Origin of the sequence: Solwaraspora sp. WMMD1047 (genome assembly GCF_029626155.1) — a bacterium.
Lineage (GTDB): Bacteria > Actinomycetota > Actinomycetes > Mycobacteriales > Micromonosporaceae > WMMD1047.
In genome coordinates this window covers 1,683,718-1,709,818 of the sequence record NZ_JARUBL010000001.1, presented here as the reverse complement: position 1 = coordinate 1,709,818, position 26,101 = coordinate 1,683,718, and the positions used below count along the sequence as shown (strand labels likewise).

The 26,101-nt window shown below is 71.8% G+C and carries 27 protein-coding genes and 2 tRNA genes; 16 read left to right on the top strand and 13 right to left on the bottom strand.

Features of this window, described 5'->3' with window-relative positions; genetic code table 11:
* Window positions 1–35: 35 nt before the first annotated feature.
* Both O7627_RS08025 and orn read right to left on the bottom strand, forming a co-directional pair.
* Window positions 36–111: transfer RNA gene (locus tag O7627_RS08025), tRNA-His, on the bottom strand.
* An 81-nt stretch (window positions 112–192) separates the two neighbouring features.
* Window positions 193–789, bottom strand: a complete 597-nt coding sequence (orn, locus tag O7627_RS08020; RefSeq protein ID WP_278092865.1) for an oligoribonuclease — start codon at window positions 787–789, stop codon at window positions 193–195.
* A 67-nt stretch (window positions 790–856) separates the two neighbouring features.
* Between orn and O7627_RS08015 the strand changes: the two genes are divergently transcribed.
* The gene (locus O7627_RS08015) at window positions 857–2,140 is read left to right on the top strand and encodes a glycosyltransferase family 87 protein (protein ID WP_278092864.1); all 1,284 of its coding nucleotides are present in this window, start codon (window positions 857–859) and stop codon (window positions 2,138–2,140) included.
* 153 nt (window positions 2,141–2,293) lie between these two features.
* Here the strand turns inward: O7627_RS08015 and O7627_RS08010 are convergent, their stop codons facing one another.
* From O7627_RS08010 to O7627_RS08000, 3 genes are all read right to left on the bottom strand, one after another.
* The gene (locus tag O7627_RS08010) at window positions 2,294–3,787 is read right to left on the bottom strand and encodes a hypothetical protein (RefSeq protein ID WP_278092863.1); all 1,494 of its coding nucleotides are present in this window, start codon (window positions 3,785–3,787) and stop codon (window positions 2,294–2,296) included.
* Window positions 3,788–3,924: 137 nt separating this feature from the next.
* Window positions 3,925–4,686, bottom strand: a complete 762-nt coding sequence (locus O7627_RS08005) for a YcnI family protein (RefSeq protein WP_278092862.1) — start codon at window positions 4,684–4,686, stop codon at window positions 3,925–3,927.
* A gap of 47 nt (window positions 4,687–4,733) precedes the next feature.
* Window positions 4,734–6,419 (bottom strand): copper resistance protein CopC, encoded by a 1,686-nt coding sequence (locus O7627_RS08000; protein WP_278092861.1) that lies wholly within the window; start codon window positions 6,417–6,419, stop codon window positions 4,734–4,736.
* 194 nt (window positions 6,420–6,613) lie between these two features.
* Here O7627_RS08000 and O7627_RS07995 point away from each other — a divergent pair, with 194 nt between their 5' ends.
* The 3 genes from O7627_RS07995 (at window position 6,614) to O7627_RS07985 (ending at window position 9,301) form a co-directional block, all read left to right on the top strand.
* Window positions 6,614–7,153 carry a MauE/DoxX family redox-associated membrane protein gene (locus O7627_RS07995; protein WP_278098202.1) on the top strand — a complete coding sequence of 180 codons (540 nt, stop codon included), beginning with the start codon at window positions 6,614–6,616 and terminating at the stop codon, window positions 7,151–7,153.
* An 88-nt stretch (window positions 7,154–7,241) separates the two neighbouring features.
* Window positions 7,242–7,916 carry a thioredoxin domain-containing protein gene (locus tag O7627_RS07990; RefSeq protein ID WP_278098201.1) on the top strand — a complete coding sequence of 225 codons (675 nt, stop codon included), beginning with the start codon at window positions 7,242–7,244 and terminating at the stop codon, window positions 7,914–7,916.
* Window positions 7,916–9,301 (top strand): hypothetical protein, encoded by a 1,386-nt coding sequence (locus tag O7627_RS07985; RefSeq protein ID WP_278092860.1) that lies wholly within the window; start codon window positions 7,916–7,918, stop codon window positions 9,299–9,301. Before O7627_RS07990 ends, O7627_RS07985 begins: the two co-directional genes overlap by 1 nt.
* Here O7627_RS07985 and O7627_RS07980 read toward each other — a convergent pair.
* The 4 genes from O7627_RS07980 to O7627_RS07965 are packed head-to-tail and all read right to left on the bottom strand — an operon-like array spanning window position 9,248 to window position 11,934.
* Entirely contained in the window at window positions 9,248–10,048 is an 801-nt protein-coding gene (locus O7627_RS07980) for an ATP-binding cassette domain-containing protein (protein WP_278092859.1), read from the bottom strand. The genes O7627_RS07985 and O7627_RS07980 overlap by 54 nt on opposite strands.
* Before the next feature lie 7 nt (window positions 10,049–10,055).
* Complete coding sequence (gene cbiQ / locus O7627_RS07975) at window positions 10,056–10,829, bottom strand: cobalt ECF transporter T component CbiQ (protein WP_278092858.1); 774 nt, start codon at window positions 10,827–10,829, stop codon at window positions 10,056–10,058.
* A gap of 5 nt (window positions 10,830–10,834) precedes the next feature.
* Window positions 10,835–11,182: a PDGLE domain-containing protein gene (locus O7627_RS07970; protein WP_278092857.1), complete on the bottom strand. Its 348-nt coding sequence runs from the start codon at window positions 11,180–11,182 to the stop codon at window positions 10,835–10,837.
* Entirely contained in the window at window positions 11,179–11,934 is a 756-nt protein-coding gene (locus O7627_RS07965; protein ID WP_278092856.1) for an energy-coupling factor ABC transporter permease, read from the bottom strand. The genes O7627_RS07970 and O7627_RS07965 overlap by 4 nt, the downstream gene beginning before the upstream one ends.
* 153 nt (window positions 11,935–12,087) lie before the next feature.
* Here O7627_RS07965 and bcp point away from each other — a divergent pair, with 153 nt between their 5' ends.
* Both bcp and O7627_RS07955 read left to right on the top strand, forming a co-directional pair.
* On the top strand, window positions 12,088–12,579 hold the full coding sequence (gene bcp, locus O7627_RS07960) for a thioredoxin-dependent thiol peroxidase (protein WP_278092855.1): 492 nt from the start codon (window positions 12,088–12,090) through the stop codon (window positions 12,577–12,579).
* A gap of 71 nt (window positions 12,580–12,650) precedes the next feature.
* A tRNA-Leu gene (locus O7627_RS07955) sits at window positions 12,651–12,728 on the top strand.
* Between the two features lie 164 nt (window positions 12,729–12,892).
* On the opposite strand, the gene O7627_RS07950 is transcribed toward O7627_RS07955, so the two are convergent.
* A complete protein-coding gene (locus O7627_RS07950; RefSeq protein ID WP_278092854.1) occupies window positions 12,893–13,147 on the bottom strand; it encodes a Txe/YoeB family addiction module toxin in 255 nt (84 codons plus the stop codon).
* A complete protein-coding gene (locus tag O7627_RS07945) occupies window positions 13,144–13,428 on the bottom strand; it encodes a type II toxin-antitoxin system prevent-host-death family antitoxin (RefSeq protein ID WP_278092853.1) in 285 nt (94 codons plus the stop codon). The genes O7627_RS07950 and O7627_RS07945 overlap by 4 nt, the downstream gene beginning before the upstream one ends.
* 165 nt (window positions 13,429–13,593) lie before the next feature.
* Between O7627_RS07945 and O7627_RS07940 the strand changes: the two genes are divergently transcribed.
* Genes O7627_RS07940 through O7627_RS07930 form a run of 3 tightly spaced genes read left to right on the top strand, consistent with a single transcriptional unit; the run spans window position 13,594 to window position 17,519 of the window.
* Complete coding sequence (locus O7627_RS07940) at window positions 13,594–15,258, top strand: SPFH domain-containing protein (protein WP_278092852.1); 1,665 nt, start codon at window positions 13,594–13,596, stop codon at window positions 15,256–15,258.
* The gene (locus tag O7627_RS07935; RefSeq protein WP_278092851.1) at window positions 15,255–16,565 is read left to right on the top strand and encodes an SPFH domain-containing protein; all 1,311 of its coding nucleotides are present in this window, start codon (window positions 15,255–15,257) and stop codon (window positions 16,563–16,565) included. The genes O7627_RS07940 and O7627_RS07935 overlap by 4 nt, the downstream gene beginning before the upstream one ends.
* A 39-nt stretch (window positions 16,566–16,604) precedes the next feature.
* Complete coding sequence (locus O7627_RS07930; RefSeq protein ID WP_278092850.1) at window positions 16,605–17,519, top strand: aldo/keto reductase; 915 nt, start codon at window positions 16,605–16,607, stop codon at window positions 17,517–17,519.
* Window positions 17,520–17,526: 7 nt separating this feature from the next.
* Here O7627_RS07930 and O7627_RS07925 read toward each other — a convergent pair whose 3' ends face one another.
* Window positions 17,527–18,372, bottom strand: a complete 846-nt coding sequence (locus tag O7627_RS07925) for a DeoR/GlpR family DNA-binding transcription regulator (protein ID WP_278092849.1) — start codon at window positions 18,370–18,372, stop codon at window positions 17,527–17,529.
* A 192-nt stretch (window positions 18,373–18,564) separates the two neighbouring features.
* Between O7627_RS07925 and O7627_RS07920 the strand changes: the two genes are divergently transcribed.
* From O7627_RS07920 to O7627_RS07890, 7 genes are all read left to right on the top strand, one after another.
* The gene (locus O7627_RS07920) at window positions 18,565–19,845 is read left to right on the top strand and encodes a sugar ABC transporter substrate-binding protein (RefSeq protein WP_278092848.1); all 1,281 of its coding nucleotides are present in this window, start codon (window positions 18,565–18,567) and stop codon (window positions 19,843–19,845) included.
* Window positions 19,846–19,898: 53 nt separating this feature from the next.
* A complete protein-coding gene (locus O7627_RS07915) occupies window positions 19,899–20,843 on the top strand; it encodes a sugar ABC transporter permease (protein ID WP_278092847.1) in 945 nt (314 codons plus the stop codon).
* 5 nt (window positions 20,844–20,848) lie between these two features.
* Window positions 20,849–21,691 (top strand): carbohydrate ABC transporter permease, encoded by an 843-nt coding sequence (locus tag O7627_RS07910; RefSeq protein ID WP_278092846.1) that lies wholly within the window; start codon window positions 20,849–20,851, stop codon window positions 21,689–21,691.
* A 29-nt stretch (window positions 21,692–21,720) separates the two neighbouring features.
* Window positions 21,721–22,584: a ketose-bisphosphate aldolase gene (locus tag O7627_RS07905; RefSeq protein ID WP_278092845.1), complete on the top strand. Its 864-nt coding sequence runs from the start codon at window positions 21,721–21,723 to the stop codon at window positions 22,582–22,584.
* A gap of 1 nt (window position 22,585) precedes the next feature.
* Window positions 22,586–23,812 (top strand): ADP-dependent glucokinase/phosphofructokinase, encoded by a 1,227-nt coding sequence (locus O7627_RS07900; RefSeq protein ID WP_278092844.1) that lies wholly within the window; start codon window positions 22,586–22,588, stop codon window positions 23,810–23,812.
* Window positions 23,809–24,765: a class I mannose-6-phosphate isomerase gene (locus O7627_RS07895; RefSeq protein ID WP_278092843.1), complete on the top strand. Its 957-nt coding sequence runs from the start codon at window positions 23,809–23,811 to the stop codon at window positions 24,763–24,765. The genes O7627_RS07900 and O7627_RS07895 overlap by 4 nt, the downstream gene beginning before the upstream one ends.
* Before the next feature lie 116 nt (window positions 24,766–24,881).
* Window positions 24,882–25,562, top strand: a complete 681-nt coding sequence (locus O7627_RS07890) for a hypothetical protein (protein ID WP_278092842.1) — start codon at window positions 24,882–24,884, stop codon at window positions 25,560–25,562.
* Between the two features lie 9 nt (window positions 25,563–25,571).
* Here O7627_RS07890 and O7627_RS07885 read toward each other — a convergent pair whose 3' ends face one another.
* Entirely contained in the window at window positions 25,572–26,090 is a 519-nt protein-coding gene (locus tag O7627_RS07885; protein ID WP_278092841.1) for a redoxin domain-containing protein, read from the bottom strand.
* Between the last annotated feature and the right edge of the window lie 11 nt (window positions 26,091–26,101).

Sequence of the window (26,101 nt, the reverse complement as noted above, 5' to 3'; positions counted from 1 at the left end):
CTCAACCTGGAGGGGGTCTCGCCTTTCACGTCCGGTGGGGTGACCGAGGGGACTTGAACCCCCGACATCCGGGACCACAACCCGGCGCTCTACCTGCTGAGCTACGGCCACCACGCTGGTCCACCCAGATCGGTGATCCGGGTGTCGCGCCGACCAATGATAGCCCTAGACCCGGCCGGGTCGTCGAGCGGGTTACAACTCCGCGGCGATGGCGCGGGCGGTCTCCACGTCCGGGCCGGGCAGCGGGACGAAGACGGTCCGGCGGTAGTACTCCAACTCCCGGATGCTCTCCCGGACGTCGGCCAGGGCGCGGTGCGCCAGGCCCTTGGCGGGCTGGCCGAAATAGACCCGGGGGTACCAGCGCCGGCACAGCTCCTTGATCGACGAGACGTCGATCATCCGGTAGTGCAGGTGGGCGTCGAGCCGCGGCATGTCCCGGGCCAGGAAGCCCCGGTCGGTCGCGATCGAGTTGCCGCACAGCGGCGCCGTCCGCGGCTCGGGCACCAGGCCGGCGACGTAGTCGAGCACCAGGTCCTCGGCCTCCCGCAGGGTGACCGCCGACCGGCGTACCTCCTCGGTCAGCCCGGACTTCTGGTGCATCGTCCGGACGATCTCCGGCATCCCCGCCAGCGCCTCTTCGTCGGCGTGGATCACCACGTCCACACCGTCACCCAACACATTCAGATCACGATCGGTGACGAGAGCCGCAACCTCGATCAACGCGTCCTTGCCAAGATCGAGTCCGGTCATCTCGCAATCGATCCAGACAAGAAGATCAGCCACCGGCACAGACTACGCGCAGCATGAGACCCCGCGCCTCAGCACAGCGGCCAGAACCGACCGCTAGGGTTTTCCCGTGCCAGCCGATCCCGCCGCACCGCCGATCGCCACCGACGACGATCCCGGCGGCCGACCCGCGCGGCGGTTCGTCTGGGTGGCCCTGCTCGCCGTCCTCACCCCGGTGCTCTACCTCCTCGCCACCCCGCACAACTTCTACGACCTGCGGATCTACATGCGGGCCATGCGGTGGTGGACGGACGGCAACCAGCTCTACGACTACGCCCAGCCCGACCGGGTGCAGGGTGAGCTGTACTTCACCTATCCCCCGTTCGCCGCGCTGCTGCTGCGCCCCTTCGCCGGCCTGCACATCAACGTCACCATCACGATCTTCACGGTGCTGACCGTGGCGGCGGTCGCGGTGACCACCTGGTGGCTGGTGACCCCGGTCGCCGACCGGCACCGCACCTCACGCTGGTTCGCCGTCGCGGTGGCCGTCCCGCTGGTCCTCGTCGCCGAGAGCACCCGGGAGACGATCACCTTCGGGCAGATCAACATGCTGCTGGTGGTGCTGATCCTGGCCGACCTGCTCTTCGCCGTACCCCGGGGGTCGCGCTGGGCCGGCGTGGGCATCGGGATCGCGACGGCGCTCAAGCTCTTCCCGGGCATCTTCATCGTCTACCTGCTCGCCGCCCGGCGGTGGCGGGCGGCGGCCGTGGCCAGCGCGGCGGCGGCCGGGGCGACGCTGCTGGCCGGCGCGGTGGCACCCCGCGACTCGTGGCGGTTCTGGACCCACGAGCTGTGGTCGACCGACCGGGTGGGGCGCACCGACTACAGCGGCAACCAGTCCTTCTTCGGGCTGCTCAGCCGGTTCACCGCGCCGGACAAGCCGAACCAGCTGCTCTGGCTGGCGCTGGTCGCCCTGATCGCCGGGTACGGGCTGTGGCGGGCGGCGCGGGCCATGCGGGCCGGCGACGCCGTCGCCGGGCTGACGTTGACCGGGCTGGTGGGCGCGTTGATCAGCCCGATCAGCTGGACGCATCACGTGTACTGGTTCATGCCGGCCGTGCTGGTGCTCGTCGACGAAGGGCTGCGCCGGCGGACCTGGGCCACGCCGGGAGCCCGTCGACCGGTCGGCCTGCTGGTGCTCGGGGCCGTCGTCTACGTCTGCGTGACCTACGGCGTGGTGTCGTACCACGACTGGGGGGTCGCGCCGGAGCGGACCGACTCGCCCGTCGAGTTCGTCCTGCGCAACGTGTACGTCCTGCTGGCCCTGCTGCTGCTGGCCGTCCTGCCGACCCGGGACCCGCACTGGCAGCCGGGTGGCGCGCCCGCTGTCCGGTTACGACAAAACTTGCACTAAATGGACAGATCTATCGAGTCGCTACCGATGGGTCTATTCTGGGTCTAACACCTGAACTTCCCTTCGGTTACACCGATCCCCCGGTGAAGAGTGGCCCTCCGTGTCGGCAGCGCGGAGGGCCACTCGTTCTCCACCCCGGCGGCGAAGCTGCGGTCACTCCGCGGGCGGCGCGCCGGGTCGTACCCGCCGGGCAGTGGACCGACACCCGTCCGGTGTGGCCGTCGACCCACCCGACGAGCCGGCCGGCACGGGCGGGACCTGACCCGCCGACGCCTCCTGCCGTGGACCGGCCGGCACGGCGGGACGCAGACTCGGCGCGACGACCGGAAACCTCGCCCCCGAGGGCGCAGAGCCGCCGGCCCGGGACCTTGGCGGTGTCGTCGCGGCCCGCCGGTCTCCGAGCGTCGGCCGCTCGAATTCGAGGGTCACCGGAGGTGCCGTCCCCAGCCGCCGATCGGGTACGCCCACCGGCAACCGGACCACCGGCCCGTCCCGGTCCTCGCGCCCGGCCCGGTCCACCCGGGCCTCGCGCTCCGCGTCCGCGAGCGTGGCCGGGCGGGTGGCTGCTGGCGGCGCGGCGGTAGCCGGGGTGGCCGCCGGGTCAGCGGGCGACACCAGCACCTTCGCCGCCCGGGGTCGCTCATACCGCGGGTTGGCCGGCAGCACCCCGGTCGACGGGTGTCCGGTCCATTCGACGGCGTGTTCCCGGGCAGTGGCTGGCCCGGGAACACGCCGGGCAGCGGCCGAGCCGGGACCCGCTCCCGGGTCAGCGCCCGTTCCCAGCCCCACTGCCGGTCCCGGCCCGGTAGTCGGGCGCTGGCCCGGGCGGGCGGAGCGCCGGCCTGCGGGGCGGACACCCCACCGACCGGCTCGCGAGGCCGGTCCGTGGCCGAGGTCGCTGAACGCCGGCACGCCGAGCCGGCCGGCGAGCACGGGCACCTGGCTCGGTTCGACCACGAACACGATCTCCCGGGGCCGGACCGGCCAGGCAAGCGCGGCCATCCCCAGGATCATCAGCAGCGCACCGGCCGCCAGCGCGGCGACCGCGCCCGGGTCGAGCCAGCCGGGGCGCAGTTCGGCACGCAGGTCCGCCGCCAGCCCCGGACCGCCGTCCGGCCGCATCACGACCAGGCTGAGCCCTCGGTCGCGCAGGTCGCTGACGGCAAGGTCGAGGACGCCGTCGCCGTGGCTCACCCAGAACGTGCGATCGCCGGGGGGTGCCAGGCCCACCGCCGGGCCGCCACTGGGCGGCGGGTCGGCCGGTACCTGCTCGATCCGGCTCGGTAGCGCCCCCCGGGTGACCCGGACCCGTTCGATCCGGGCGTGCGGGACCGGCGCCAGGTACCGGGCGACGGCGTCGGCCGGCGCGATCCCGAGGAACGCCAGGCTCTGACCGGTCCGGCCGGTGATCCGCAGCCGGTTCGGTCCGGTCCGGGTGAACGGCGCCTCGCGGCGCAACAGCGCGTCCAGATCGGATACGACGACGGCGTACCCGGGTGAGGAGATCCGCTCCAGGGACGCGCTGAACGAGCCGCCCGCATCCCGGTGCCGGCCAGCCAGCCAGAGCCCGCCGCCGGCCAGCAGCATCGGCAGCCCGATGGTCAGCAGGAGCAGTCCGGCGGTGGCGCGGACGAACCGGCTTCGCATGTGTTTCTTCCCCTCGCGCTGGTGGACGTACCGAAGGGACAATACCGGCCGAAATGCGACGAAAAACGTTTCTAGCCCAGAAACGCACAGGCCCGCCGTACCCCGAGGGGTGCGGCGGGCCTGCGCGGCGGCGTGGGTCAGGTGGTCGACGGCGGGCCGGCGGCCGGGCGCCGGGTCCGGATGAAGGCCAGCCCGCCCAGCAGCAGACCGGCGAGGCCGGCGATCAGGCCGGCGACGGCCAGCCCGAGCAGCACCGGATCGCCGTCGTCGTCATCCCCGACGGCGGCCTGGTCGGTCCCGGCGCCGGTGGCGGGTGACGCGGACGCCGCCGGGGACTCGTCGTCGGTCGCCGCGGTGAGGGTGAGCACCGGGGCCGGCGAGTCCGGCTCCTCCCCACCACCGACCGGCGGCTCCTCGATCCAGCGCACCACGTTGTCGTCGGAGTAGGTCTGCAGCGTCTTGAAGACCATCCGGTCCACCTCGGGCAGCGGACCCATCGAGACCGGGAACTCCTGGAACTCGCCGGGCTTGATCGCCGCGTCCCCGGTCGCCGTCCAGGTGATCTTGGCGACGGCCTCGGTGACCTGGCTGCCGTGCACCTCCAGCGGCGGGTCGACCGTCCGGCGCTCCACCTGCACGGTCCAGCCCGGCACCGGCATCGTCGAGACGGACGCCACCGCCGCGTCCTCCGGGAAGTTGACCTCCACCTTGGTGGTCGACGCGGTGTCGCTCTCGGTCGGCACCCGGAACGCCACCCGCCCGTACCCGCCCTGGGTCGCCTCCCTCGGATTGACCGTGACGTGCGCGGCGGCCGGGGCGGCGAAGCCGAACACCCCGACGAGGACCGCGCCGGTCGCGAGCGCCGCCGCGCTGGCGGCGGTCCGGCGGATTCTTATCATGAGCTGCCTTCCTGGGTTGGGGACACTTCTGGGCTGAGGGGACACCGCTAGCCGATCGGCACCGTGGTGGTCACCGTGGCCTGGTCGATCTCGGAGGTCCGCACGACGAACCGGAACTCCCACTCCCCCGGAGTGGGCAGATTGATCTCGCCCGTCGCGTGGTTGGCGGTCAGCGGCAGCAGCGGCACCTCGATCGGCTCGACGCCGGCCGCCGGCAGCGCCGCCGTGGCCCGCCACTCGACCACCTCCTTCGGCTGCTGGTTGTCCGGGGTGAAGACGTCCAGATGCACCGAGTTGTTGCCGGTCCGGGCCGGGTCCACCACCACCCGCAGGGCGTACACCGGGCTGGTCAGGGTGGCGTTGAAGTAGCCGACCCCGGCGGCGGTGTCGGCGGCGACGGTCCGGGCCGGCGTGGTCTGCACCAGGGTCGCCGAGACCGCCAGCACGACCACCGTGACGACCAGCTCCGCGATCACCGCCTGCCGCATCCGGCCAGGCCGGCCGGCCGCGGTCCGCCGCCGCACCAGCTGCCGGGAGTACGCGGCCACCGCGAGCACCACCGCGAAGAGCCCCACCTTGGTCAGCAACAGTTGGCCGTACGTGGTGGAGAAGAGCGCGTCGAGCGTACCGACCTCGATCAGCGCCTGGGTGGTGCCCGCCAGCAGCAGCGCGGCGACGGCGGTCGCCGCCCACCGGCTCCAGACCGGCAGGATCGCGCCGAGTTCCCGTTCGTCGGCCTGCCGCAGCAGGAAACCGGCGAGCATCAGCAAACCGCCCAGCCAGACCGCCATGCCGGCGAGGTGGACCCCGTCGACCACCACCGAGATCGCCGGCACCGGGGAGGCCGCCGGGTGACCGGCCAACGGCCAGGTCGCCAGGCCGGCGACGCCGAGCGCGGCCAGCAGGATGTGGTCGGTCCGGGTGGCGGGGGCGGCGGGCGTCTCGGCGTCGGGCTCCCGCAGCACCCCGGCCAGCAGGATGGCCGCCGCCGCCAGGATGCCGAGCCGGATCAGGTGCACCGCCCCGAAGGTGCTGCCCAGCACGTCGCCGAGCTGCCCGCCGTCGACCTCGAACGGGCCGCCGCCGGTGGTGTACGGCACCTGGAGCCAGAAGCCGGCCACGGTGGCGACCGCCACCAGACCGACGCCGATCCAGACCAGCCGGGCCGGTATCCGGCGGGACAGCCGCTGCGGCCAGAGCAGCCCGAGCACCAGCACCGGCCCCACGATCAGGACCAGGCCGACGTAGCCGAGGAACTTGGCGACCTTGACCGCGGTCGCGACCACCGGGTTGGAGTCGTCCGCGCCGCTGTCCGTGGGAGGCGCCGACGGCGCCCCGACCGAATAGGTGAACCCGCCGGCCACCGGGTGGCCGTCCGCCGAGATCACCCGGTAGCTGACCAGGTAGGTGCCCTGCGGCCCGGTCTGGTCCACCGGGATCGCGACCGTGTTGCCGTCGAAGGACGGGCCGCCCCGCTCCACCCGGGAGCCGTCCGGACCGAGCACCCTGATCTTGTCGGGCACCTCCCGTACGCTCTCGCTGAAGGTCAGCACCACCTCGGCCGGCGCGCTGGTCAGCACCACCTCGGCGGGCGGGCTGCTGCTCACCAGGACCGCGTGCGCGCTCGCCGGACCGGCCGGCACGAGCAGCACCGTCAGCGCCACCAGGAACAGCCCGACGGTCGCCGCGGTCCGGGAAAACCATCGATGATTCGCAGCAGTCATGTCGGACATGCTCGCCGATCGGCCCGGTCGGGCGCGAGCTGGGCTCACCCCGACACCTCCCGCCGGAACCGCCGGGCCTTCTCACACGTCACAGCCGGGGTAGTCGTCGGAGCCGGCGGGAAAGTTCCCGACGTGGCGCACGACATGTAAGAGGCCAACGCCCTGCCTTCTCACAGCCGGCCGGCGTAGCGTCAATTGCCGTGATCCCGCAGACCCAGGTGAGGGGACGAGACGACAGGTGGCCGGCGCTCCGGCCGTGGCTCGGCACCGCCGTCCGGCTCGGGCTGGCCGCGGTCTGGCTCTACGCGGGCGGCGCCAAGGTCGGCGACCTGGCCGCCTCCGGCCGGGCGGTGAACGCCTACCAGGTCCTGCCGTACGACCTGGCGGTGGTCGTCGGATACGCCCTGCCGTTCGTGGAGATCGCGCTCGGCGTACTGCTGCTGCTCGGCCTCGCCAGCCGACTGGCCGCCGGCATCTCCGCGGCGCTGCTGGTGGTCTTCATCGCCGGGATCGTCTCGGCCTGGGCCCGTGGGCTCGCCATCGACTGCGGATGCTTCGGCAGCGGCGGCGAACTGCCGGCCGGCGAGAAACCCAGCTACGGCCCGGAGCTGCTGCGGGATGCCGGCTTCCTGGCCCTGGCCGGATTCCTAATGGTGTGGCCGCGTACCGCGTTCTCCGTCGACGCCTGGTTGGCGGCGGACCCGGCGCCGGCCGACGACGAGCTGGAGCAACGCGATGAGTAGCCGTGGCGGATCGAAGCGCCCGCCGGCCCGCAAGGGCGGCAAGTCCACCGGTACCCGCACCGCCGGGTCGAAGGCGTCGGCCGCGAAGGTGGTACGCCAGCAGCTCGCCCGGGAACGGCGGCGCAACCGGACCATCTGGACCTCGATAGTCGCCGTCGCGGTGCTGTTGATCGCCGGCCTGATCGGCTGGGGGGTGTACGCCGGTCAGCGCTCCACCGACTACACCGCCCCGGCCGGCGCCAGCTCCGACGGGACCGGCATCGTGGTCGGCTCCGGCCCGGTCACCGTCGACCTGTACGAGGACTTCATCTGCCCGGCCTGCAACCAGTTCGAGCAGCAGGCCGGCGCCGACATCGACCAGCTGGTGGCCGACGGGCGGATCCGGCTCGTCTACCACCCGGTGGCCTACCTGGACCGCTACTCGTCGACCGAGTACTCGACCCGCGCCTCGGCGGCCTCCGGCTGCGCCGCCGACGGCGGAAAATTCCGGGAGTACGCGAAAGCGCTGTTCGAGCGGCAGCCACCGGAGGGCGGCGCCGGGCTCAGCGACGACGAGTTGATCAACATCGGGGCCGGGGTCGGGCTGACCGGCGAGGACTTCGCCTCCTGCGTCCGCGACGGGACGTACCGCCCGTGGACCCGGCACGTCACCGAGGCGGCCAGCCGGGACGGGGTGAGCGGCACCCCGACGGTCCGGGTCAACGGCGAACCGGTGCCGGCCAGCGCCGACGGGATCTCCAGCGCCGTGGCGGCGGCCGGCTGATGCGCCGTCGTAGGGGCGGCCGGCTGACGCGCCGTCCGGGCCGGCCCGGGCACCGGGCGCCGGCCCGGCTCACCGCCCTGCTCGCGGCCCTGACCGGCGCCCTGACGCTCGGCGCCGGGCCAGGACTGGGCGCCCCGGCCCGGGCGCAGGACGCCGCCCCGCCGACGGCCACGACGCGCGACGCCGCTCCGCCGACGGTCCGGGCGCACGGGGCCGACGCGCCGGACGGCACCAACTACCGGACGGTGGTGACGGCGGTGACGCCGGCCGTGCCCGGGTTGACCGTGCGGGCCGTGGAGGCCGGTGCCCGGCTGGAGCTGACCAACCGGACCGGCCGCACCATCGAGGTGCTCGGCTACCAGGGCGAGCCGTACCTGGAGGTCCGCCCGGACGGGGTGTACGAGAACGTCCACTCCCCCGCCACCTACCGCAACCGCACTCTCGCCGGTGACACCGAGCCGCCGGCCAGTGCCGACCCGACCGTTCCGCCGAGCTGGCGGCAGGTCGCCGCCGAGCCGGTGGCCCGCTGGCACGATCAGCGCACCTACTGGCTGGGGACCGATCCGCCGGCCGAGGTGCGGGCCGATCCGGACCGCCCGTACCGGGTCCGCGACTGGGTGGTGCCACTGCGCGACCAGCTCGACCCGATCGAGATCCGGGGCACCCTGGAGTGGCTACCGCCACCGGATCCGCTGCTCTGGTGGGCCGGCATCGTGCTGGCCGCACTCGCGCTTGCCGCGCTCGGTCTGATCCCGCCAAGGCCCCCCACCCGGTCGGCGACGACCTCCGGACCGGCGGCAACAACACCGGGGTCGGCGGCGGCCTCCGAGCCGGCGGGAACGGGCCGGGCTGGGCCGGCCGTGGCGGCGACGGTCGGGCTGGCGGCGTTCGCGGTGCTGGCCGGGGTGGCTGCCATCACCTTCGCGCTGCTGCGCGAGGTCGACGCCGGCGCCACCGGCCTCGGGGTGGTCCGCGGGCTGTTCAGCGGTCAGCTGCTGCCGGTGCTGGCCGGTGCCGGCTCGCTCGTCACCGGGGCGTACGTGCTGGTCCGGCGGCCGGCCGGCGGGGACTTCGGGCTGGCGCTGAGCGGCGCCTGCGTGGCGCTCTTCGCGGGGGTGGTGAACGCCACCGTGCTGGCCCGCTCGGTGGCGCCGATCGGCTGGCCGGCGGGCTGGGCGCGGCTGCTCGTCGCGCTGGTGATCGCCGTCGGGGCCGGGGTCTGCGCGGCCGGGGTGCTGCGGATGTGGGCGGCGGTCCGGGCCGGGCCGGCGTCCGCCGCCGACCCGCCCGGAGCCGACCCGCCCGGAGCCGACCCGTCAGGAGCCGACCCGTCAGGAGCCGGTCCGGCGGGCGGCGGCGACGGCGGGATCGAAGCCGTACGGTAGTTCGAGGCGGTGCCGGGCCAGCAGGGCGGAGTCGGCGAGCAGCTCCGCGGTAGGCCCGTCGGCCACGATCCGGCCCTGGTCGAGGATCACCGACCGGTCACACAGCTCCAACGCGTACGGCAGGTCGTGGGTCACCATCAGCAGGGTGACCGGCAGCCGGCGCAGGATCTCGGCGAGTTCGCGCCGGGCGGCCGGGTCGAGGTTGGAGGAGGGCTCGTCGAGCACCAGGATCTCCGGGTGCATCGCGAGCACGGTGGCCACCGCCACCCGCCGCCGCTGCCCGTACGAGAGGTGGTGCGGGGCGCGGTCGGCGTGCCCGGACATCCCGACGTCGGCCAGCGCCTGGTCGACCCGCGCGGTCAGCTCGGCGCCGCGCAGCCCGAGGTTGGCCGGCCCGAAGGCGACGTCCTCGGCCACGGTGGGCAGGAAGAGCTGGTCGTCGGGGTCCTGGAAGACGATCCCGACCCGGCGCCGGATCTCCGCCAGGGTGGGCCGGTCCCGCCGGACGGTCAACCCACCCACGGTCACCGTGCCGGCGCCGGCGGCCGAGCCGTCCCGGCCGTCGTCGCCGGCGAGGATGCCGTTGAGGTGCAGCACCAGGGTGGTCTTGCCGGCGCCGTTGGGTCCCAGCAGGGCGACCCGCTGACCGCGCGGGACCCTCAGATCCACCCCGCGCAGCGCGACGTGGCCGTCCGGGTAGGCGAAGTGCACGCCCCGGACGTCGAGCGAGGCGGGTACGGGATCCACGTTCCGATCATGGCATCAGCACGGCCGCGACGGCGATGCCGGCCGCGAAGACCGGCACCGTCGCGGCGAGCGTCCACTGCCGGGCACCGGCGGCGCCGGTCGCCTGCCAGGCGGCGGGCATCCGGCCGTCGTACCCCCGGGAGAGCATCGCCAGGTAGACCCGCTCGCCGCGCTCGAACGCCCGCAGGAAGAGCGCGCCCACCCCGGCCGCGAAGCCGCGCAGCTGCCAGAGGAAGCGCGGGTCGTCGCCCCGGGAGATCCGGGCCACCCGCATCCGCTGGGCCTCCCCGGTCAGCACCTCCAGGTAGCGCAGCATGAAGGTGGCGATCTGGGTGAGGATCGTCGGGCAACGCAGCCGGTCCAGCCCGACGATCAGGTCGCGCGCCGAGGTGGTGGCGGCGAGGATCAACGACGCGAGTACGCCGAGCGTCCCCTTGGCCAGGATGTTCCAGGCGCCGTAGAGGCCGTCGACGGAGAGCTGCAGGCCGAGCCAGGCGACCCGGTCGCCGCCGCCGAGGAACGGCAGCGCCAGCGCGAAGATCACGAACGGCACCTCGATCAGCGCCCGCCGGGCCAGCCAGCCGGCCGGGATCCGGGCCAGCGCGGCGACCACCACCACGATCGCGGCGAAGCCGGCGAACGCCCAGAGGGCCTCACGCGGGGTGGCGACCACGACGAGGGTGAAGGCCACCATCGCCGCGATCTTCACCTCCGGCGGGAGCCGGTGCACCGGGCCGGCCCGGTGCAGGTAGAGCAGGTGGGAGTGCCCGCCGCCGGCCACCGGGCCTACTCGCTGCCGACCGGGCGCCGGCTGCGGGCCGCCCAGAAGAGCCCACCGGCCACCGCGAAGGTCAGCAGCACCCCGGCCCCACCGGCCAGCGCGGTGCTGAGGAAGCTGTTGCCCACCCCGGTCAGGCCGTAGTCGGCGAACGGACTGTCGGCCAACTCGTGCTCCTGCGCCGCGGCGCCCATGCAGCTGCCGCCGGTGATCTCCCCGTCGGCGTTCGTGGTGCAGCCCTTGGTGGAGGCGGAGTCCAGGCCGTCGGGCGAGCCGGAGGCGAAGTTGCTGACCACCCCGGCCAGCAGCAGGGCCACCAGCAGGCCGCCGAGGATGAACCAGGTGGTCCGCTTCATGCCGCACCTCCGACGCGGTCGTTTCCGGCGGTCGCCGGGGTGGGCTGGGCCGGGACCTCGGCGCCGCCGGTGGCCGGACGGCGCAGGCCGCGCAGCGCGTACACCAGGTCCGGGCGGGTCTTCGCCACGGTGACCACGGTGGTGGCGGCGATCAGCCCTTCGCCGATGCCGATCAGCAGGTGGGTGCCGGTCATGGTGGCCAGCACCTCGCCCAGCCCGACGCTCTCCAGCCGGGTGGTGCCGCCGATGGCGTACTGCAGAACGAAGCTCAACGCGGCAGCGACCACGCTCACCACCGACGCCACGAAGGCCGTCACCGCCAGCCCGGCCGGGGTGCGGGGCAGCACCCGCAACAGGACGAAGATCAGTCCGTACGCGGCGGCGGTGCCGACCAGGGCCATGTTCGTGACGTTGGGGCCGATGGCGGTGACCCCGCCGTCGGCGAAGACGAGCGCCTGGACGACAAGCACCACGGCGACGCAGAGCGCGCCGACCCAGGGGCCCACCAGCAACGCGGCCAGCGCGCCGCCGAGCAGGTGCCCGCTCACCCCGGGCAGCACCGGGAAGTTCAGCATCTGGACGGCGAAGATGAAGGCGGCGACCAGGCCGGCCATCGGGGCCAGCCGGTCGTCGAGGTCCTGCCGGCCGCGCAGCACGCACCAGGCGAACGCGGCGGCGGCGAGGATGGCGTACGCGGTGGAGACGGGGCCGTTGAGCACCCCGTTCTGGATGTGCAGCGTCAGGACTTCCACTGTTCCTCCCTCGTCCGGCGTGGGTCCCACCCCGGCGAGGCCAGCCTATTTGCCACCCGTCGTTGTTGCATAGCCCTGGCAAGAGCCCTACTCCTCACACCTCGCCGGGCGCCCCGGCGCCGGACCCGGGCCGCCGCCGGTAGGGTCTGGCCCATGACCGAGCAGACCACCTCCGGCGGCGCCCGCCTCGCCCCGGGTGACGTCGCACCCGAGTTCACCCTGCCGACCGACGGCGGTGACACCCTCGCCCTGAAGGAGCTGCGCGGCCGCAAGGTCGTGCTCTACGCCTACCCCGCCGCGATGACCGCCGGCTGCACCAAGCAGGCGTGCGACTTCCGCGACTCGCTCGACTCGCTGCGGTCCGCCGGCTACGAGGTGGTCGGCATCTCCCCGGATGACCCGGCGAAGCTGGCGAAGTTCCGGGACCGGGACTCGATCACGTTCCCGCTGGTCTCCGACGCCGACAAGGCGGTGCTCACCGCGTACGGGGCGTACGGGGAGAAGCAGTCCTACGGCCGGACCGTGACCGGCGTGATCCGGTCGACCTTCGTCATCGACGAGGAGGGCCGGATCGAGCGGGCGCTCTACAACGTCAAGGCCACCGGGCACGTCGCGAAGCTGCGCCGGGACCTCGGTCTGGAATGAGCGAGCGGGTCACCCGGTCGGACCGTCGGTGGACTACGATCGCCAGACGCCACCGTCGAGACCGGTGCGCTGGGGCCGTAGCCCAATTGGCAGGAGGCAAACGGTTTAGGTCCGTTCCAGTGCGGGTTCGAGTCCCGCCGGCCCCACCAGCACTTCCCACCGGTTGATCCCGGGTCGGAGTACCGGGCCGACTGACCTTGATGTCTGGCACAGCGAGCCCGGAGATCGATGAGGGCGAGGTTCCGTGCCCCGTTCAACCGACACCACCACCGACAGCTGTGTCCCTCAGCGGAGACGAGCGGGTTGGGTTACCTCATTCGTAGTGGTAGCGGCACTGCGCGATCTGCACTGTGTCGTCCATGATCCGGTGTACGAGGCGGTGTTCCTGGTCGATGCGCCTGGACCAGAATCCTGCCCAGTTGCCGCGGAGTTGCTCTGGTTTGCCGATACCTTGGTGGCCGTTGCGTCGGATGTCCTCGATCAAGGTGTTCACTCGTTTGAGCATCTGTCGATCGCGTTGCCAGGTCAGGTAGTCCTCCCAGCCTCGGCCAGCGAACTGAACCTTCATGCTGCCGGCGCCTCGCCTGGGCTGGCGTCGGGGTCGATCAGGTCGTGCATCTCCCCACCCCCGTTGCGTAGCTCTTCGACAGCTTCATTCAGCCGGCGCGCGTTCGCGGGGCTGGCCATCAGGTAGGCCGTCTCCTTCAACGACTCGTACTCGCGCAGCGAGATGATGACCGCAGCCTCCCGGCCGGAGCGGGTCACCACCACTTCCTCGGCATCGTCCACGACGTGGTCGAGCATCTTCGCCAGGTTCTGTCGGACTTCTGAGTAGGGAACGGTCCGCATGCTGCCTCCCAACGCTACGTACAAGAATTTGTACAAGCTGGCGGGACTGCTCGTCAGGACGAGGGCGTAACAGCGGCGGTCGATGCCCCGGCCCGCGGGCCGGTGCCCTCGGGCTTGACCCGAGTGGATAGCATCGCGGGTCCTGAGCAGCGCGGAAGGGGAACTGTGGCACGGGTCCAGCAGAATCTACGCAGAGTCGCCGGCGCGATCGCTGAGGGTGTCGACGTGCAGGCGCTGGCGAGGGACGAGCTGCGTCGGCGCGGCGGCACACCGGGCGCGGAGGCCGGTGCCGGCGGCGAGCAGCGGTCGCAGTCGCAGGACGGCGGGATGGATCCCGTCGACTTCCCCGCCGCCCGCGACCTCGGCGGCAGCATCGACACGCTGATGGAGCAGCGGACGGTGCCGCTGGACGACGCGGGTGAGGTGCTCAACCGCAGCGAGCAGCGCCGGGAGGAGCGCGAGCAGGTGCACGTCATCTGCCCGATGGTGATTCCCCGCGGGCGGTCCCTGGTGACCATGCTGCCGGTGTCGCTGCTGCTCGTGCTGGGCGCGGTCGCCGCGGTGGTGATCGGGGTCGCCGGCGGGAACGTGCTGACCAACCCCTTCTTCGGCGTGCACTACTGGGTGCTGTCCGTGCTGGCCGTCGGCTTCGTCTGGTGGCGACAGGGGATGGTCATGGTGCCGGACGGCTGCGCCGCGCTGATCACCCGGTTCGGCAAGCTCGAGCAGGTCGTCGGCCCGGGCCGGGTGATTCTGCTGAACCCGTGGAAGCGGGTGTCGTACATCGTCAACACCACCCGCGAGTACCCGTTCAACGCCCCGGTGCGGGAGGCGCCCACCAAGGGCGGGGTGAAGGCGTCGATCGACCTGTTCATCCAGTTCCGGATCAGCGACCCGGTGGAGTTCGTCTACACCCTCGGCGCGGTGCGCGGGTTCGAGGAGAAGCTCAGCAACGCCGTCAGCGAGACCATCCGCAGCCTGATCTACGAGCAGGAGGCGGCGGAGATCTACAACATGGTCGGCGAGGACACCGGCCGGCTGCTGGAACAGCTCAACCAGCAGTTCCGCCCGGCGGTGGAGCTGACCAACGCCAACATCACCCACGCCGAGCCGTCCGACCGCCGGTACCGGATGGACCTGGCGGCACCGGAGATGGTCCGGGTCGCCAAGGAGGCCTACACCCACGAGTACGCGTTGCAGCTGCGCAAGGAGCAGGACGAGGGCGACCTGACCAAGGAGCTGGCCACCCTGCACGAGATCCTCTCCGGAATCCACGCCGAGATCGCCCAGTACCAGGCGCAGATGGACACCGCCCTCGAGCGGGAAACCAACCGGGCCGAGGCGCTGGCCCGGCAGCGGTACGTGCTGGCCGAGTCCGAGGCGCGGGCCAACGCCGCGCTGCTGGACGCCCAGGCGCTGGACATCCGGGCGGTGACCGCCGCCGAGGCACCCGAGATCCTCGAATACCGCTACCAGCGGGAGGTGCTCGACACCCTCGAGGCGGTCGCCGACCACCTGCCCCGACTGGTGCGCATCGGCGGGTCCACCGACCCGGACGGTGCCGCCGGCGTCGACCTGCTCCGGCTGGCCCGGGAGATGGTCGGCGAGCGCAACGCCGAGCTGTTCACCGAGGCCGACATGGCGGCCATGCGGACCCGGCTGGCCGAGGTCGCGGCCCGGATCGCGGAGCGGGAACCGGAGATCGCGGCGCTCCGCGAGGCCAACCAGCCCACGGTGCTGCCGGCCGTCGCCAACGCCGCCGGCCCGGACGGCCCTGACGACCCAGACCCGGTCTCCGGACCGGCGGATCACCCGGAGGTGCAGCGGTGAGTGCCGCGCGGACCGGCCGTAGCTCGGTCATCTCGGAGGTCGTCGCCCCGTGGAGCGCGATCGCCCAACTGCTGCGCGGCGGCGAGGCGGGCACCCTCGTCCCGGTCGTCATCCCCCGGCACCGCCGCCGGCTCGGCTGGATGGTGCCGCTCTGGCTGGGCCTGCTCGCCCTGCCGACCGGCGTGCTGCTCGCGGTGCGGGGCGACGACGGGCTGCTCGGGTCCGCGTACGAGGCGCTGGCCGGCCTGGCATACGCGGCCGGCGCTCTGCTGCTGCTGATCGGCGCGCTCTGGTGGTGGCGTTCGTCGATCGTGGAGATCGAGCAGGGCACCAACGGCGTGCTGACCCGCTACGGCGCCGTCACCCGCACCCTGGAGCCGGGGCGGCACTACCTGTGGCACCCCTGGTCCCGGGTCGCCTTCGTGGTCGACGTGGCCACCGAGATCCCCTACTCGGCGCCGGTGATGGCCTGCCCGACCCGGGAGAACGTGCCGCTGCGCTCGATCGAGTTCTTCATGAAGTTGCGGATCACCGACGCCGTGTTGTTCGTGCGGACCATCGGTGCCGGCAACTTCGACCTGGTGCTGTCCAGCGCCGTCCAGGACGCGATCCGGCAGCGGGCCCGCCTGGTGCAGACCGAGCGGGCGTACGACCTGCGCGGCTCCGACGTCGCCGACATGCAGGAGCTGCTCAACCGCCAGCTGACCCGCTACGGCGTACGGATCACCGGCTGCAACATCCCCGACGTGCAGCTGCCGGCCCAGTACCAGCAGCACCTGGCCACCCGGGAGCGGGTCGCCAAGGAACACGCCGCCTACGAGCAGGAGTGGGGTCTGATCCGCAAGCGGCGGATCGACAGCCTGCAGATGGACATCGAGCGGGCCAAGAAGATGCGCGACGCCCGGTTCGTCGAGGTGAAGGCGGCGCTGAACAAGGCCCGCGAGCAGGTCGCGCAGTTGCTGGAGGAGCAGGAGACCAACGCCCAGCGGGTTCGCTTCGAGATCGAGACCCGGGGGCGCAGCGGGCTGATCGCGGCCGAGAACGAGGCCAAGGCGCAGCGCCGGCTGGCGCAGGCGTACCGGGACAACCGGGCGGTGTTGCAGTACGAGCTGGCGCTGCGCCGCCTGGAGGTCGGCGCGGAGTTGGCCGGCAAGGCCCCGCAGCTGGTGGTGGTGCGTACCGACGGCGCCGGCGGCACCGACTCGTCCGCGCTGTCCACACTGCTCACCGCCCAGTTGTTGCCGCGCGACGTCGCCCTGCCGAGCCCCGGCCACGCGAACGGGGACGGTGGCGGCTCACCGCGCTGACAAACGCCCGGCCTCGCCCGCGCGGTGGTTGGATGGGTCATGACAATCACCGACCGCCTGGCGGGAGCCGCCAGGATCGGGTTGGGGCTGGCGGCCGTCGGCCGGCCGGGCTACCTCAACCTGGGGCGCGACACGGACCTGCCGGTCGAACGGACGGTCGAGGCACTGCGGGCCCGCGCCCACGAGCTGCTCGACCAGGCGTACGCGGCGGGCGTCAGGTACGTCGACGTGGCCCGCTCGTACGGCCGGGCCGAGGAGTTCCTGGCCCAGTGGTTGCGGGCCCGGCCGGAGATCGACGACGTGGTCGTCGGGAGCAAGTGGGGCTACACCTACACGGCGGGCTGGCGGGTCGAGGCCGACACGCACGAGGTCAAGGACCACAGCCTCGCCACCTTCGACCGCCAGTACGCCGAGACCCGGGCGCTGCTCGGCGACCGCCTCGACCTCTACCAGATCCACTCGGTCACCCCGGACAGTCCCGCCCTGCGTGACGCGGACCTGCACCGTCGACTCGCCGAGCTCGCCGAGCGGGGCGTCGTGGTGGGACTGTCCACCAGCGGGCCGGCGCAGGCCGAGACGATCCGGGACGCGCTGGGCATCCGGGTCGACGGCCGGCCGTTGTTCCGCAGCGTGCAGGCCACCTGGAATCTCCTGGAGCCCAGCGTCGGCCCGGCGCTGGCGCAGGCGTACGACGCGGGGTGTCTGGTCATCGTGAAGGAGGCGCTCGCCAACGGCCGGCTCGCGGTGCGTCCGGGGGTGGGCGACGCGGTCGCGCTCGCGGCGGCGCTGCGTCAGCCGTGGGCGGCGATCGTGCTGTCCGGGGCCGCGACCGGCGACCAGTTGGCCTCGAACCTGCGGGCGGAGCGGCTCGCCGTCGACCCCGCCCGGTGGGCGGACCTGGCCGAGCCGCCCGCCCGGTACTGGCAGCAGCGGTCGCAACTGCCGTGGACGTGAGAACCCGCTAGCTGGTTGCCCGCGCTCCCCGCTGCCGGGGTGAGGCCGCCGGGGTGATGACCCTGACATCGTTGGCGGCGAGGGCGTCGCGCAGTTCGGCCGGCGGCGCGGTGTCGGTGATCAGGTAGTCGGCGCTGCCCAGCTCGGAGACCTGGGCGAAGAGCCGGCGGCCGAACTTGGAGGAGTCGGCGAGGATCGCCACCCGGTCGGCGCGCGAGATCATCTCCTGCATCATCGCGGCCTCGGCGAGGTTGCTCGTCGTGTAGCCGGCGTCGGAGTCCACCGCGCCGACGCCGATCAGCGCCAGGTCGCAGCTGATGTCCAGGTCGGCGCCGCCGGTCGCCCGGAAGCTCACCGGGCCGATCGTGGCGAGCGTGAGGGTGCGTACCGCGCCGCCGAAGACGTAGATGTCGCGGATCGCCGAGGGCGGCAGCGCGCCGGGCACCAGCAGGTTGTTCGTCGCCACCGTGAGGTCCCGGTGCTGGCCGAGGTTGCGGGCGACCGCCAGGGTGGTGGTCCCGCCGTTGATCATGATGGTCGAGCCGTCCTGGACCAGCGCCGCGGCCAGCGCCGCGATCCGCTCCTTCTCCTGCTCCTGCAGGCTGAGCCGCTGGTCGACGGCGCGGTCGGTGCGGAAGACGGTGGAGAGGCTGACGGCACCGCCGTAGGTGCGCACCAGCACCCCGTCGGCGCTGAGCTGGTCGAGATCGCGCCGGATGGTGTCGATGGAGACGCCGAAGCGTTCCGCCAGGTCGCCGACCGTGACCTGGCCGGCGTCGGCGACGTACGCGGCCAGCTGGGCCTTACGTCCGGCGGGCAGGTGCCGCTGTCGTTCGTCCTTGTCGACGCTCATGCTTCCCCCTCGTCAAAGCGGGAGTATGCCACAACCATGCATCGACTGCGCGCATCGGCGCCGTCGGACGCCACCCTATGCCGTAGTCCGCGTTTTTTTGCGGTTCTCCTCTTGTCTTTGCTGGTAACACGTTGCTAACGTGTCGTCAACCTCGCAGAGAATAGAAAGATCTGTATGTAGAAGGAGTTCGTCATGATGTTTCGCGCTACCCGGCTGAGGCGACTGTTTGCAGCGGCGACGGCGGCGACGCTTGTCGCGTTCGTGGCGGCGTGCGGCTCCGACGATGCCGCGTCGGACGGCACCGTGACGCTGGAGTTCGCCCAGTGGTGGGGCGCCGAACTACCGGCCGGGGAGTTCGACAAGATCATCAGTGACTTTACGGCGCAGAACCCGAACATCGAGATCGAGCTGCTGAGCGCGCCGTACGCCTCGACCAAGCAGCAACTGCTCACCGGCGCGGCCTCGAAGACCCTGCCCGACGTGGTGGGGCTCGACGGCGCCTGGGTCAACGACTTCGCCAAGCAGGGCGCGATCACCGACCTGTCCGCCCTGATGGCCGAGGCCAACTACGACGACAGCGAGCTGGCCAGCCAGATCCAGATCGACGGCAGGACGTACATGATCCCGGTGGTCAACTTCGTCTACCCGCTCTTCGTCAACAAGGACCTGCTCACCGAGGCCGGCGTCGAGAACGTGCCCACCACCCGCACCGAGTTCCTCGACGCGGCCACCAAGGTCAGCGCGAGCGGCGGCGACGTCAAGGGCTGGGCACTCCCGCTCGACACCGCCGTGCCCAACGGCATCCAGAACGACGTCATGTCCTGGCTCTGGGCCTCCGGCGGCAGCATGCTGGCCGACGGCAAGCCCAACCTGACCAGCCCGCAGGTCAAGAGCACGGTCGAGTACGTCAAGGGCCTCAACGACGCCGGCGTCATCGCCCCCGGCTCGCTCACCATGAAGGAGCAGGACAAGGTCGAGAAGTTCACCAACGGCCAGGTCGGGATGATGATCGACTCGCTCGCCCACATCAACCTGATCAAGGAGAACGCGCCGGACCTGGAGTTCGAGGTGGCGGCGCTGCCCGCCGAGGACGGCTACTCCGGCGAGCGCGGCATCCCCTACGCCTCCTGGGGCATCGGCATCTCCGAGTCCACCGAGCACAAGGCCGAGGCGTTCAAGTTCGTGTCGTACCTGATGAGCCAGGAGACGAACGCGAACCTGAGCACGATCGCCAACGGCTTCCCCGGCAACAAGACCGCGGAGCCCGACTTCGGCAGCAGCGACCCGATGTTCAAGACCGCCTTCGAGATCTACCAGCAGGGCTACCCGGCCAACGAGTTCGTCGGTCTGCCCAAGTCCGAGGACCTGATGCGCAGCTTCGCCGAGCAGTTGCAGCTGGTGCTGGCCGGCGAGAGCAGCGTCGACGACGCCCTGGCCAAGGCACAGGAGAACTGGTCGTCGGTAATCGGCTAGCCCACTCGGGCGCCGCGCCGCCCTGCGGCGCGGCGCCCGACCTAGGAGACAGCATGACTGTGACAGCACCGCCGACCACGGCGCCGGCCGCGCCGCCCGCGCCGACCGCCGCCGGACGGTCCCGCTCCGCGCTGGCCCGACGCCTGATCCCGTACGGCTATCTCTCCCCGACGGTGTTACTGATCGTGGTCCTGATGGTGGTGCCCATCGTCATGGTGATCGGCTACTCGTTCCGGGACAACGTGATCGTCCAGGAGAACTCGGTGTTCGCCGGGTTCGCCAACTACACGAAGGTGCTCACCGACGCGGACTTCCTGGCCGCGCTGCGCAACACCGCCGTCTTCATCTCGGTCAGCACCGCGGCCCACCTGGTCCTCGGCCTCGCCTTCGCGATGATGCTCAACACCCCGCTGCTGGGCGGGGTCACCAGGGCCATCTTCCGGATCGTCTACATCCTGCCCTGGCTGTTCACGATCGCGGTGATCGCCGTCATCTGGCGGCTGCTGCTCGACCCTGCCGGGGTGGTCAACTACGTCCTGCAGACCGTCGGCCTCATCCAGGAGGGCGTGAACTGGTTCGGCGACCCGGGCAAGGCGCTCTGGGCGGTCACCTTCGTCAACGTCTGGTCCGGCTACCCGTTCTTCATGATCAGCCTGCTCGCCGCTCTGCAGGGCATCCCCGGCGACCTGTACGAGGCCGCCGCCGTGGACGGCACGAACTGGTTCCAGCGGTTCCGCCACGTGACGCTGCCGCAGCTCCGGCCGGTGATCATCAGCATGGCGGTGCTCGACCTGATCTGGACCTCGCACCAGTTCGCGCTGATCTGGATGACCACCGGCGGCGGGCCGCTGAACACCACCGAGATGCTCAGCACCTTCACCTACAAGCAGGCCTTCAGCGAGTACGAGTTCGCGACCGCGTCCGCCGCCGCCGTGATCGTCCTGCTGCTGACGATGGTGCTGGCCTTCTTCTACGTACGCTCGCAAAGGGAGCGGTGAGGCCGATGGCCACTGTCAAGACCAGACGCACCCTCGCGAAGGCCGGCGTCATCACCGGCCTGGTCCTCGGCGGGCTCTTCGCCGGCCTGCCGGTGCTGTGGATGCTCGCCACCTCGTTCAAGGCCAACGGCGAGGTCTTCCAGAGCCCGCCGCGGCTGATCACCGAGGGCTTCTCGTTCGACGCCTACCGCGAGATCCTGGGCAGCGGCGCCCAGTTGCGGTTCTTCCTCAACAGCTACCTGGTGGCCTTCGCGGTGACCGCCCTGACGCTGCTGGTGGCCATCCTCGCCGGGTACGCCTTCAGCCGCTTCACGTTCCCGCTCCAGAAGACCATCAACGCCATGATCGTCAGCGTCCAGGCGGTGCCGCCGATCACCCTCGTCATTCCGTACTTCGGGCTCATCGTCGCGCTCGGCCTCTACGACACCTACGCCGGCCTGATCCTCACGCACATGGTGTTCACCCTCCCGTACGCGATCATCATGATCACCGCGTACCTGAACACGCTGCCCCGCGAACTGGACGAATCCGTCAAGGTCGACGGGGGCAGCGGCTGGACCGCGCTCTGGCGGATCCTGGTGCCGGTCTCGGTGCCCGGTCTGATCGCGGTCGGCGTCTACACGTTCATGATCTCGTGGAACGAGTACCTGTTCGCGCTGACGCTGACCCGCACCAACGAGATGCGCACCGTGCCCATCGGCATCCAGCTGCTCATGGGCCAGCACTCCTACGAGTGGAACCAGATGATGGCGATGAGCATCCTCGGCTCGATTCCCGTCCTGTTCCTCTTCCTCTTCTTCCAGAAGCGGTTCATCGGCGGGCTCACCGCCGGCGCCGTCAAAGCCTGACAGACCAGCAACCAAGGAGAAACTCGAACATGCTGACGACCGGCAAGGCGATCCTCGACGTCGCCAACGCGAACAGCTTCGCCGTGCCCGCCTTCAACATCAGCGACTGGGCGATGTTCCGGGGCATCGTGGAGATCAGCGAGGAGACGGACGCCCCGCTGATCGTCGCCATCCACCCGGACGAGGTCCGGCACATCGGGCGCGAGATGGTCACCGGCATCGTCGAGCGGTCGCACCGCTCGAGCGTGCCGATCGCGATCCACTGGGATCACGGGGCCACCTACGAGCAGACCCTGCAGGCGGTCCAGTTCGGCTTCACCTCCGTGATGATCGACGGCTCGTTGCTGCCGTTCGACGAGAACGTGGCGATCACCCGGAAGGTCACCGACTCCGCGCACGCACTCGGCGTCTCGGTGGAGGGCGAGCTCGGCACGATCGGTGGGAACGACAGCTACGCCGAGGCGGGCGCCGCCACGATCATCTACACCGATCCCGACGACGCGGTCACGTTCGTCGAGCAGACCGGCGTGGACAGCCTCGCCATCGCGATCGGCACCTTCCACGGCATGTACCCGGCCCACCTCAAGCCGGAGCTGAAGCTGGACCTGCTCAAGGAGATCAAGAGTCGGGTCCAGATCCCGCTGGTGCTGCACGGCGGGTCCGGCAACCCGGACGACGAGATCCGCGAGGCCGCCCGGATCGGCATCAACAAGATCAACATCTCGACCGACATCAAGCTCGCCTACCACGCCAAGATGCGCGAGATCCTCGGCAACGACCCGAAGGTCCGCGAGCCGAACGCCATCCAACCCGCCTGCGTCGAGGCCATGAAGGTGGTCGCCGCCCAGAAGATCGAGCTCTTCGGTGCCGCCGGCAAGGCCGCGCGCTACTGACATGGCCGACGCCTCCCGGGTCCTGCTCGGCCTCGGCGGCTGCGTCGACTACGAGCTGAAGCTGACCGCCGACGTGCTGGAACGGCTCATCGCCGAGCACGGCATCACGGCCGGGGAGCTGACGCCGCCGACGACGGTGGCCAGCGAACGGGACCTGGTGGTGTCGATCCTCGGCTACGTCGCCCGGGGCGGGGGCGGCGAGCACTTCGTCGTCTCGGCCCCGGCGCTGGAGACCTTCGCCGGCCGGTTCCCGCACCGGACCGCGCTGGGCGGCACGTCGGTGCGGGCCGGCATCGTGATGAGCCGGCTCGGCGTGCCATCGACGCTGCACCTGGTGAGCGTCGACGACACCGTACGCCGGCTGCTGCCGCCCGACGTCGACCACGTCTCCAGCGGTGTCGAGGACGCCCTCCATCCGCACCTGATCGTCCAATACGACCAGGGCCTGCGGATCCGCTCCCGCGACCTCGACATCACCGCGCCGGCCCCGAACCGGCTGATCTACGTCAACGATCCGGCCAACGGCGCCATGCTGCTCAGCGACGACCTCGGTGACCGGCTGAGCCGGGCGGAGGTGTTCCTGATCTCCGGGTTCAACGCCATGCGCTCGGCGGCGCAACTCGATCACCGGCTGGCCGAGCTGCGCGGGCACATGCGACGGTTGCCGCCCGGGGCGGTCACCTACTTCGAGGACGCGGCGTACCACGAGCCCGCGTTCAGCCGCCGGGTCCGGGACACCCTGCTCGACGTGATCGACGTGTACGGGCTGAACGAGGACGAGCTGCAGTCCTACCTCGGGCACCCGGTCGACCTGCTCTCGGCGGCGGAGGTCGCGGACGCGCTCACGGCCGTGCACGCCCTCATCCCCGTACCCACGCTGGTTCTGCACACCAGGTACTGGGCGCTCGCGCTCGGCGACCGCGCCGCCGACCACGCCGACGCCCTCGACACCGGCACGGTGCTGGCCGCCGCCCGCTACTGCCACGGCGACGACGTCACCGACGCCGAGGTCGACCGCCTGCGGCGGCGACCGCGACGGCCCGAGTCGGTGGCCTTCGCCGCGGCGCTGCGCCAGCGGATGGGCGAGGCGGTCCACTGCGTCCCCGGGTACGCGCTGGACGTCACGAACCCCACCACGGTCGGGCTGGGCGACACGTTCGTCGGCGGTTTTCTCGCCGCGCTCGCGCGGCGCGGGACGTCCGGCCCCGGGGGATCGGACCGCCGATGACCATCGAGGTGCTCGCCGCCAACCAGCCGGCGACCTTCTACCGGGGCGCCGGCCGGATAGCCGGGTTCCGCGGCGTCCCCGCGCTGCCGGACCGCCCCGAGGACTGGGTGGGCTCGGTGACCACCCGGTTCGGGGCCGACTCGGCCGGGCTCTCCACGCTGCCGGACGGGCGGGTGCTGGCGGAGGCGATCGCCGCCGACCCGCGCTGGTGGCTCGGCCCGGAGCGCACCGATCCCGGCGTGCTCGTGAAGCTGCTCGACGCCGGCCAGCGGCTGCCGTTGCACGTCCACCCGGACCGCCGCTTCGCGACCACCCACCTGGCGTCGCCGTACGGAAAGGCCGAGGCCTGGGTGATCGTCTCGGCCCGCCCCGGCGCGTACGTCCATCTCGGCTTCGCCCGGGACGTGCCGGCCGACGAGCTGGCCAGCTGGGTGACCGGGCAGCGGATCGGGCCGATGCTCGACGCCACCAACCGGGTTCCGGTGTCGGCCGGCGACGCGATCTTCTGCCCCGCCGGGCTGCCCCACGCGATCGGCGACGGCATCCTGCTGGTGGAGGTCCAGGAGCCGACCGACTTCTCCGTGCTGCTCGAATACCAGAGCTTCGGCCTGTCCGACGGCCATCTGGGGCTCGGCTACGACCTGGCCCTGCGCTGCGTCGACCGCGGCGGGTGGACCCCGGAGCGGCTCGACCGCCTGCGGGGCGGGCAGCGGCTGCTTCCCGAGGCCGCGGACGAGTTCTTCGACGCCCGCCGACTGCGCGGCGGCGACCGCCTGGAGCGGGGCTTCAGCGTCCTGGTGGTGGTGGCGGGTGCGGGCAGACTGACCGGTGAGTCCGACGACCTGCCGCTGCGGCGGGGGGACACGCTGCTGGTGCCGTACGCGGCCGGTCCGCTCCTCGTGGACGGTCGGATCGAGCTGATCCGCCTCGCGGCGGCCGCCGGAAAGCTCTGAGGAGACCGCCGGTCGCGGCCCGGTAGGTCGGCTACCTGACATCTCCCCTCGCGAACTGGTGGCGAGAACGGCGCATCTCAATCCGGGACAGCTACCCTTAGCGAAGGAAGGTTGGTATGCGTACCAGATTTCTGCTGGGCGTCGTTCTTGCCCTTGCCGTGACTGCCGGGTGCACCTCGACCGAACGACGGCCGGGAGACGCGGGACCCGCCGGTGCGCCCGCGCCGATCGCCAGCGCCACCGCTTCCGCCGTACCGTCGGCGACGCCGGCTGGACCGACCACCCCGGCCACGTCGAGTCCGCCGGCCGGACCGACCCGGGGCGAACGGTTGAGCGAGATCCGCCGGACCGACTGGCCCAATGTCGCCGTGCGAGCGTTGCGGTTCTGCGGGGAGAGCGACGATGTCGTGCAGTTCCGCAACGGTTCCAACGGCTTCGACATCCCCTGCCGGATGCTCCCGGGTGGGGCGCGGCCGGTCTACGGGGAGTTCCTCGTCGAGGAACCCGCGAACGCGCCGCCCCGGGAGGACGCGCTCGTGCTCGTCGAACTCGGCAATCCCGGTGCCGCCCGGCAGCAGGCGCTCGTCCCGGTCCACGTGTCATGGGACGGGAGGACCCGGGAGGCGTGGCCCGTCATCGAGGGCGACCCGCCCACCCCGGCCGGGAACAGGATGACGTTCACCTCGTACCGGATCGAGGGGCAGATCGTCGTGGCCACCGTCAAACGGTTGGACGGGAAGACGGAGACCCGGCGGTACCGGCAGGCCGGCATGTACGGACCGTGGGAACGATTCTGACCGGGCCGGTCAGCCCAGCAGCTCCGCGACCCGGGCGGGAACCTCGTCGGCGTCGAGACGGCCCTGGAAGGTGATCGTCCCCGCGGGGTCGATCAGGACGAAGGTGCTCTGTGAGGTGATGCCGAAGCGCTTCCACACCTCGCCCGTCTCGTCGGACAGGTTGGTTATCGCCTCCACCTTGGCCAGCCGGATGAACTCCGGCATCGCGGCGGCCTCGTCCAGCCCGGCGACCCCGACGATGGCGACCTGATCGCCGTACTGTTCGAACGCCTCGCGGACGCCGGGCGCCTGCTGCAGGCACACCGGGCACCACGGTGCCCAGAACCACAGTACGGCGGGTTTGCCCGCGAGCGAACGCCCGTCGAACGGCTCGCCGTCCACGGTGGTCGCGGTGAACTCCAGTGGCGGACCGGCCGGCGTGCCCGCCGGCCAGTCCGCATCGGTGGACGGGGTCCCGCCGCTGCCGCCGCAGCCGGCCACCGCCAGCACCGCCACGAGGAACAGCCAGCTCAACCGGCGTACGACCATCAGGGGCTCCT

What these genes read in the sequence shown, in the direction of transcription:
- O7627_RS07905 (WP_278092845.1), top strand. Translation starts at nt 21,721, where the DNA reads ATGCTGACGACCGGCAAGGCGATCCTCGACGTCGCCAACGCGAACAGC.
- O7627_RS07945 (WP_278092853.1), bottom strand. Translation starts at nt 13,428, where the DNA reads ATGCGGACCGTTCCCTACTCAGAAGTCCGACAGAACCTGGCGAAGATG.
- O7627_RS07895 (WP_278092843.1), top strand. Translation starts at nt 23,809, where the DNA reads ATGACCATCGAGGTGCTCGCCGCCAACCAGCCGGCGACCTTCTACCGG.
- O7627_RS07970 (WP_278092857.1), bottom strand. Translation starts at nt 11,182, where the DNA reads ATGAAGCGGACCACCTGGTTCATCCTCGGCGGCCTGCTGGTGGCCCTG.
- O7627_RS08000 (WP_278092861.1), bottom strand. Translation starts at nt 6,419, where the DNA reads ATGTCCGACATGACTGCTGCGAATCATCGATGGTTTTCCCGGACCGCG.
- O7627_RS08010 (WP_278092863.1), bottom strand. Translation starts at nt 3,787, where the DNA reads ATGCGAAGCCGGTTCGTCCGCGCCACCGCCGGACTGCTCCTGCTGACC.
- O7627_RS07925 (WP_278092849.1), bottom strand. Translation starts at nt 18,372, where the DNA reads ATGAGCGTCGACAAGGACGAACGACAGCGGCACCTGCCCGCCGGACGT.
- O7627_RS07900 (WP_278092844.1), top strand. Translation starts at nt 22,586, where the DNA reads ATGGCCGACGCCTCCCGGGTCCTGCTCGGCCTCGGCGGCTGCGTCGAC.
- O7627_RS07910 (WP_278092846.1), top strand. Translation starts at nt 20,849, where the DNA reads ATGGCCACTGTCAAGACCAGACGCACCCTCGCGAAGGCCGGCGTCATC.
- O7627_RS07915 (WP_278092847.1), top strand. Translation starts at nt 19,899, where the DNA reads ATGACTGTGACAGCACCGCCGACCACGGCGCCGGCCGCGCCGCCCGCG.
- O7627_RS07950 (WP_278092854.1), bottom strand. Translation starts at nt 13,147, where the DNA reads ATGAAGGTTCAGTTCGCTGGCCGAGGCTGGGAGGACTACCTGACCTGG.
- O7627_RS08005 (WP_278092862.1), bottom strand. Translation starts at nt 4,686, where the DNA reads ATGATAAGAATCCGCCGGACCGCCGCCAGCGCGGCGGCGCTCGCGACC.
- O7627_RS07985 (WP_278092860.1), top strand. Translation starts at nt 7,916, where the DNA reads ATGCGCCGTCGTAGGGGCGGCCGGCTGACGCGCCGTCCGGGCCGGCCC.
- O7627_RS07920 (WP_278092848.1), top strand. Translation starts at nt 18,565, where the DNA reads ATGATGTTTCGCGCTACCCGGCTGAGGCGACTGTTTGCAGCGGCGACG.
- O7627_RS07930 (WP_278092850.1), top strand. Translation starts at nt 16,605, where the DNA reads ATGACAATCACCGACCGCCTGGCGGGAGCCGCCAGGATCGGGTTGGGG.
- O7627_RS07885 (WP_278092841.1), bottom strand. Translation starts at nt 26,090, where the DNA reads ATGGTCGTACGCCGGTTGAGCTGGCTGTTCCTCGTGGCGGTGCTGGCG.
- bcp (WP_278092855.1), top strand. Translation starts at nt 12,088, where the DNA reads ATGACCGAGCAGACCACCTCCGGCGGCGCCCGCCTCGCCCCGGGTGAC.
- O7627_RS07890 (WP_278092842.1), top strand. Translation starts at nt 24,882, where the DNA reads ATGCGTACCAGATTTCTGCTGGGCGTCGTTCTTGCCCTTGCCGTGACT.